The organism is Xenorhabdus hominickii, from assembly GCF_002632725.1.
GTDB classification, from domain to species: domain Bacteria; phylum Pseudomonadota; class Gammaproteobacteria; order Enterobacterales; family Enterobacteriaceae; genus Xenorhabdus; species Xenorhabdus hominickii.
Genome location: NZ_NJAI01000006.1, coordinates 203,252 through 210,471, shown reverse-complemented (window position 1 = coordinate 210,471; position 7,220 = coordinate 203,252). Strand labels below are relative to the sequence as shown.

7 protein-coding genes and 3 pseudogenes are annotated in these 7,220 nt (G+C 38.2%); 2 read left to right on the top strand and 8 right to left on the bottom strand.

What is annotated here, in order from left to right:
- Nucleotides 1–133: 133 nt before the first annotated feature.
- The gene (phoH, locus tag Xhom_RS17880) at nt 134–922 is read right to left on the bottom strand and encodes a phosphate starvation-inducible protein PhoH (RefSeq protein ID WP_069315569.1); all 789 of its coding nucleotides are present in this window, start codon (nt 920–922) and stop codon (nt 134–136) included.
- 429 nt (nt 923–1,351) lie between these two features.
- On the bottom strand, nt 1,352–2,356 hold the full coding sequence (locus Xhom_RS17875) for an endonuclease (protein ID WP_069315568.1): 1,005 nt from the start codon (nt 2,354–2,356) through the stop codon (nt 1,352–1,354).
- A gap of 276 nt (nt 2,357–2,632) precedes the next feature.
- Between Xhom_RS17875 and Xhom_RS17870 the strand changes: the two genes are divergently transcribed.
- On the top strand, nt 2,633–2,815 hold the full coding sequence (locus Xhom_RS17870; RefSeq protein ID WP_069315567.1) for a hypothetical protein: 183 nt from the start codon (nt 2,633–2,635) through the stop codon (nt 2,813–2,815).
- A 286-nt stretch (nt 2,816–3,101) separates the two neighbouring features.
- Here Xhom_RS17870 and Xhom_RS17865 read toward each other — a convergent pair whose 3' ends face one another.
- Together Xhom_RS17865 and Xhom_RS17860 are read right to left on the bottom strand one after the other, a co-directional pair.
- Nucleotides 3,102–3,539: a universal stress protein gene (locus Xhom_RS17865; RefSeq protein WP_069315566.1), complete on the bottom strand. Its 438-nt coding sequence runs from the start codon at nt 3,537–3,539 to the stop codon at nt 3,102–3,104.
- Between the two features lie 102 nt (nt 3,540–3,641).
- Nucleotides 3,642–4,070, bottom strand: a complete 429-nt coding sequence (locus Xhom_RS17860) for a universal stress protein (RefSeq protein ID WP_069315565.1) — start codon at nt 4,068–4,070, stop codon at nt 3,642–3,644.
- 226 nt (nt 4,071–4,296) lie between these two features.
- Here Xhom_RS17860 and Xhom_RS17855 point away from each other — a divergent pair.
- A pseudogene (locus Xhom_RS17855) lies at nt 4,297–4,550 on the top strand (IS1-like element transposase); the annotation flags it as partial.
- 41 nt (nt 4,551–4,591) lie between these two features.
- Here the strand turns inward: Xhom_RS17855 and Xhom_RS17845 are convergent.
- The 4 genes and pseudogenes from Xhom_RS17845 to Xhom_RS17830 form a co-directional block, all read right to left on the bottom strand.
- Nucleotides 4,592–4,804 (bottom strand): annotated as a pseudogene (locus tag Xhom_RS17845) (IS5/IS1182 family transposase); the annotation flags it as partial.
- Between the two features lie 227 nt (nt 4,805–5,031).
- The gene (aac(3), locus tag Xhom_RS17840) at nt 5,032–5,847 is read right to left on the bottom strand and encodes an aminoglycoside 3-N-acetyltransferase (RefSeq protein WP_069315563.1); all 816 of its coding nucleotides are present in this window, start codon (nt 5,845–5,847) and stop codon (nt 5,032–5,034) included.
- A 32-nt stretch (nt 5,848–5,879) separates the two neighbouring features.
- Nucleotides 5,880–6,281 (bottom strand): pyrimidine dimer DNA glycosylase/endonuclease V, encoded by a 402-nt coding sequence (locus Xhom_RS46225; protein WP_069315562.1) that lies wholly within the window; start codon nt 6,279–6,281, stop codon nt 5,880–5,882.
- A gap of 71 nt (nt 6,282–6,352) precedes the next feature.
- A pseudogene (locus Xhom_RS17830) lies at nt 6,353–7,195 on the bottom strand (IS5 family transposase).
- Between the last annotated feature and the right edge of the window lie 25 nt (nt 7,196–7,220).

Genomic DNA, 7,220 nt, shown 5'->3' with positions numbered 1-7,220 from the left:
GATTTGTGACAATAACGGCAATAGACGTCAGCTTTGGCCATGCTTTACCCTTAAAAGGCGGGAAGCATATCACAACAACTAACTATTTAATACATGACCACATAGTTAGCTGGGGGTGGAAATTTATTGGGTGTCAACCATAAGCCACCAGTGCTTTCTGGCACAGTTTGGAACGAATACAATCTTGTGGAGAAAAATAAATCACACTAATCGACTCATCATCAGAAAAACGCGCTAATACATCTACTAGCCCCGATGGAACACTTTCTGGCAAATCACACTGGCTAATATCACCATTAACAATCACCGTTACGTTTTCTCCCAACCGAGTCAGAAACATTTTCATTTGGTTAATAGTAACGTTTTGCGCTTCATCAAGGATTACAAACGCATTTTCAAAGGTTCTTCCCCGCATATACGCAAAAGGTGCAATTTCTACTTTGCCTATTTCAGGACGCAGACAATATTGTAAAAATGAAGCCCCCATGCGTTTTAGTAAGACGTCATAAACAGGACGAAAATAAGGAGCAAACTTCTCCGCCATATCTCCCGGAAGAAAACCAAGATCTTCCTCAGCCTGTAGTACTGGTCGTGTGACAATGATTTTATCAACTTCTTTATTAATTAAAGCGTCGGCAGCCATCATTGCACTAATATACGTTTTGCCACAGCCAGCTTCACCACTAGCAATAATCAATTGCTTGTTATCAATTGCCCGCATATAGCGATATTGTGTTTCATTGCGTGGCTGGATTTTTGAAATATCCCTGTTATCTCGCGCCATTCCAATAGCATCGACACCTCCGATCTGTACCAGTGAAGTGACATTATCATCATTATGATAACGCGATTGATGTATGTCTTTTTTTAAAATTCTTCTAACTTCACGGCGAGATTTGAACACTGCTTTCTGTCTACCCATAGTCGCACACCTTATCGTTAGCTGTACACTTTCGAACTGTGTTGTACCTTCATCCTCTTCACGTTACGGCTTTGAAAGCTGTAATGTGAAATCTATTGGGTATATATCAAACAGATAGGAGCTTCCTTTTCAGCTCATTAAGGCCCATGAAAAAACCGACGCCGAAATCACCACTTTTTATAAGTAGTCTTGATATCGATCGTCGGTTCGATTCTTAACACCGAGAATGCAGTTTCAGTATCTGTCATTAGCATTCCTCGCATCTTTCCGTTTTCGTTGGTGTAATCTAACGGACTATGATGTCAGTATAATGACAGTTTTTTATTTATGACAAGGTCAAACAGTAAACATCTCTGAAATTTATTTACCTTTTCGCTAATGATCTACTGCCAAAATTATCACAAATAACCAACAATAATGCCTTCTCGATTATTTTTTGCAATTACCGGCCAGATGGTATCCTTCTCTTCTAGCTTCCGCTTCTGAGCGGAAGTAAACAACGTTTTTATCCGTCACCGTTTTATAACCAGAACAGTGTGCAAGATGGTAAATCTGACTGTTTTTATTCCCTTTAATTCTGTCATCCTGCGCTGGTTTTGTTGCGACTTTAGAGCTTGGTGCTTGGTTATTCACAGTATGCAGATTGCTCTGCTTTGGTAATCCACTTTGTGCCACTAATCCCTGCCCTGAATTTTTATGCCCCAATTCCCACTTTTTACTGCCGGTCACAAATGGATTATGGTGCCCCATGATACGAGCGATTCGTTTATCCCGTTCACGCTCCCAATCATCCACCGGATATTGGCGATCCCATGCCATCATTAATTGCTGTTGCTGGCTCGACATCGTCAGGTTATAGCGGTCATGCATATAAAAATAGACTCTGGCAACCATACCTTTTACTCTATTGCGCGGTTCAAACAGACGGGATTTAAAATCTACCTTACTGCTACAAGCTCCATACATATTCGGTGTATTTTTGGCGACTATTCCATAACTGAAATTACTACGATCACCATTCACCTCACCAATCGCAGGCGCCAGATTATGCATATCCGATTCCATCATGCGAAATACGGGATCAGTATCAACACAGTTCTTTCTTCCGCCATTCGTCCAGCATTGACGCTGATGCCCAAATACCCAAGCCGGCACCATATGTTCCCATTCAGTACGCTCTGCCCTTGTTTGCTGCGACCTTACATGATATCCACAAGAAGCTAAATCAACACGCCCACCACTTTTGCCAACCCATTGCCAATCACAGCCGCAATACAGCGTACCTATGCCTGATTTTACTTGCCCCTCATAGACATTTTTTCTTGACTCAGCTTTGGCTTGCTCGAAACTGGTTGGAGCACCCCACAAATTAAAAGATACGGTTAATCCAAAAACCAAAATATAACGTGCCCAAAGACCAATTTTACTATTCAAAATGATACCTATTTACTTATTATGTATAATATTCACCTGTTATCCTGCCTGATATACACCTAAAATTACAAATACTATTCGTCATATTTTTCTTAAATGATGATGAAACAACCCATTATTTTGATTAATTAATACTAATATGACTTAATGCCAGTCATAACGCATTTTATTGGAACTTTAAGCAGAAAAATATCATGTTTATTAAACTATTGAATGCTATTTATTTGAGTAATATTACAGCAGATTTAGAATATTTAGTTGAATTGATAGGGATAAATGACCATTAACACTAAAATTGAACAGCTTGAGCAAGAGTTGCTGGAAGTTGTAAAAAAATATTCAGGGAATGAAGAAGTGACTGTCATTACTACTAACAGTTCAGAAAATAATTTACAGATTCAAGTTATTATCGCTGGTAAAAATCAGCTAGATATTACGCTGAATTCATTTTCTGATTAACCGAAATTTTCTCTGACCTGACTCAATAATAAAAATAAACCATTATCTAATAATAGATAATGGTTTATAATGAAATTAACTGCTGGCATGGGCAGCTAATAAGTAAGATTTTCAGCATATAATATATCCCTCAGAAGGCATGCTCTCAAGACATAAGTGCTGCAACTCGAAATCCATTGGATATCTAAATATGTTAGTTAAATTAATATAATAATTTAAAAAAGATAACCGTGCTATCCCTTGCACGGTTTTTAGGACTAATTATCAGATTAAAAAATTAACTCAATTATCGCACAACCAAAACAGAGATATCAGCATACGCTACAATACTCGATGCATTTGATCCCAATAAATGAGTTGAAATATCAGGCCGACGTGAGCCGACTATAATCAAATCCGCGCCAATTTCATGGGCAATAGACAGGACTTTGTCTCGTGGAGAACCAAAGGCAACCGAGAATGATATTTTGTCTTTAGGTAAATCGATTTTTTCTACGACTTTTTTAAGTTCCTCTTCAGAATTCGAAACTGCTTTTTTGGCAAAAGCACTCAGCAAATCATAGTGATAACTATAACTCACTGAGAATCTTGATATGTCTGGCACTGAGTGAAACAGATGAACCTTTGCATTAGATATTTTTGCCAGATATTTTGCATGATTAAGTGCATTATCAGTTAATGGATCTTCTGAAATATCGATTGGAACTAAAATCGTGTTATACATATATACTCCCCTGCGATCGGATAGAAATGCTAACTATTAAGTATCAATCGTAAAGCCACAAAATTTATTACAAGTGCCACTCTGTTATTCCCGATAGGAATATTATCTCACTACCAATACGGATGTTTTTGCATATCTAACAACTCCCGCAGAATTAGATCCCAACAGGTGGGTTGTGATATTAGGCCGTCTTGAACCAATAACAATCAAATCAGCCTCAATTTCATCTGCTGTGGAAGTAATCTCATCTCTTGGTGAGCCAAACGCAATCGAATAGGATATGTGATCATTCGGTAGGTCAATGGAATCAACCAGTTTTTTCAAGTCTTGTTCAGCCTTGATTGTCGCCTTGTCTTTAATCTCCATATAACCTAATGCATAAGCATTGATAATCGCTGACGAAATAGGTAATACATGTAGAAAATGTAAGTTGGCCCCAGTTTCTCTGGCGATCTTAAGCGCGCAGCCAACTGCCTTGTTGGTTAGATCTTCTTCTGAAATATCTACTGGTACTAAAATAGTTTTGTACATATGCACGCTCCTATTACTGAAATACCAAATTATTCTGATTTTCTGAGTATATTGAAATTCAGCCTAATTTACTGTGAGTTATCTAACACCTATACCCGATAGATTTTGAGGTGTATCAAGGCAACTACAATTAAAAAAATAAAGGGCATAAACATATTAGCCCCTACTCGGTGGTGACATCAATTTATTGGATCATGTGTAGTATGCCTATTTGGAGAACATTCAGATGGCGAAGATTGATGTTGCCTGCCCATTTTGTTGTGCGGTTAAAGAGATCCACCGTAATGGGCGCTCCCGTTCTGGTCATCAACATTACCTTTGCCAATCCTGCCGTCATACTTGGCAGCTTGAGTTCACTTATACCGCATGTCCTCCCGACACACATAAGCAAATCGTTGATATGGCAATGAATAGATAGAATATCGGGCGACAGACCGTATCATGGGAATTGGTCTTAATACTGTCTTTCGTCATTTAAAAAACTAAGGACCAAACACGTAACTGAAGCTAGGCTGTGTCCCTTAATTAAATAATCGCCTGTAAAAGAGTCTAATACAGCCTAATTTCACCATTGACAGATAGTTTCGTGCGGTTTTTTCGTAGCGTGTTGCAATCCGCCGATTTCCTTTGAGAAAACCGAAACAGCATTCGACAATATTACGGTCATGATAAGCTTGTTCATCAAATTTCGTGCGGCCATCAGTGCTGCTTTTCTCATCGATTTTATACGAAATATACATTAAGGGACACAGCCTAATTCATCACTCATGCTCATAGATAAAGTGATAACACAAATATATCAACAATGATTAATAGATATTTCCGTTTGATGAAAAGAAGTTAAACAATATGATGTTTTGGCATTATTAACATAGAACATGTATAGCTTCTAAAGAAATGAAGCCATAGGATAAGATATTCATGCAATAAAGGCAGATTATTTATCAGAATAATTGATGACTCAATCATAGTTCTCCATCCAGTAAATTGCATAATCCAATATTTCTTTAGCAGAGATTAATAATGTATTAGCAGAACCAATGACACCTTTAATCGCCTCTGTATTCAAATGGCAAAATTTTTCAATAATATCCTTAAAATAACCTTCTTGAAATTTGTCACAGACAGGATAGATTGTGTCAAATTCTTCTAATTTAACCCATTCTATATGGCCATTTTTAGATAGTGGTATTTCCATTTTACGAATGTTTTTATTTGGAATATTTGCCAAATGCTCAGCATGATGTAAAAAACTCATTGTTTCATATGGGGCCCCAACCATAAGAATTTTTCCATGATGCTCTACAAATTTTGCAAATGGAGAATTATTACCATAGCCATAATTTAATGAATGATTTTCCGTGAAATATTCTGCATTATTTCCAATTGCTACTACAGATGCGCCTGGATTTTGACTTCGGATAGCCCCTCTGGTTGTCCTGATACATTCAGCAAAAACACCATGATCTCTGCTTGCACGCGAAAATGATGGATCATACGGCTTAATTTCAGGTTTCAGTTCAAGTGGTACACAACCATCTTCATCCATACTGTCCTCGTAATTTTGTTCCCAATTTGTATAACACAACAATGTTCCGTCAACTCCAATAACGGTTAACATAGCCTGAATAAGATCATCAGCACCATTTAAACAATCACCAACAGAATGCATAGAAACATGAGCCATGACAACATCACCTTGTTTTATGCCCATCGCTTGGATTTGATTAACTAAAACTGATTTTATCCAATATTTATCTTCGCCTATTTGGATCATTTTTTATCCCCTAAGTTAGATCAAAATAAAACCTAATTCTGAGTCTCTTTATTAATATATGATGAATACCTCGGTTTTGTGGGCATCCGCTCTTTAATCCTTACCTCATTAATAGAAATATCTGTATCAGTTACCTGATAATCCTTCCACAAATGGTTATAGATACCAACTTCATCAGGCCATCTATTCGTTACAGAAAACCCTCGATTTAAGCACTCCTGATGAATATCCTCATACCTTTTCTTTAAAAATAACAGCTTATCTCTAAAAAAAATCACATGTCCCTCCCCTAATGTATATGCTTTTAACTTTGTCAGTTTAATATTACCTTTTCTTTTGATTATATCATTGGGGATTCTAGTCAATTCTCTATGTTCTGCGAGTAAATGCTGATCACACAATTCACTCGATAAGATAACGTTAATTCTTGTCATAATTTTAGTTAAATTAATAAGTTATTACTTTATCAAATAGATCATTCGTCCAACCTACTAGGCTGTGTCCCTTAATTAAATAATCGCCTGTAAAAGAGTCGAATACAGCCTAATTTCACCATGGACAGATAGTTTCGTGCGGTTTTTTTGTAGCGTGTTGCAATACGCCGATTTCCTTTGAGAAAACTGAAACAGCGTTCGACAATATTACGGTCATGATAAGCCTGTTCATCAAATTTCGTGCAGCCATCAGATCAGTACTGCCTTTTTCATTGATTTTATACGGAATAATGCGCTTAATCCCCAATTTACGCAAATAACCGCGGAGTTTTCCGCCCGAATAGCCTTTATCTGCCAGCACCGTTTTGCCGCGCCGTTTCATGAAACCATTTTTGCGCTGTATGCCAATGCCGTCAAGCAAAGGGATGGCGGATTGACTTTCGTGGGCTTGCCGCCGTCAAAATCAGGTTGAGAGGAAAGCCTTTTCCGTCGGTTGTCAAGTGGATTTTAGTGCCATAATCCCCGCGTGAGCGACCCAGCGCATGATCGTCAGCGATATCGGGATGTTTTTTTTCGCGCTGGCGGCATCTTTACTCGCGCGAATATTGCTGCCATCCAGGCAAATTTCAGCCCAGTCAATCAAGCCTTTTTCATCAAGCATGGACAGTAACCGATTAAATATTTTGTTGATAATGCCCAATTTTGACCAACGGTTAAATCGGTTATAACTCATTTTCCAAGGACCATAGCGTTCCGGTAAGTCGTGCCACGGTGCCCCTGAGCATAACCCAGAACATCCCATTCATGACACGGCGGTGTTCAACATGTGGACGTCCTGCCCGCTCTGAATGGACAGGAGGCAAACAAGGTTCTATCAATATCCATGCGTCATCAGGAATGTCGTAGCGTGCCATCATCTTTATCCAGTCATTGAATCAA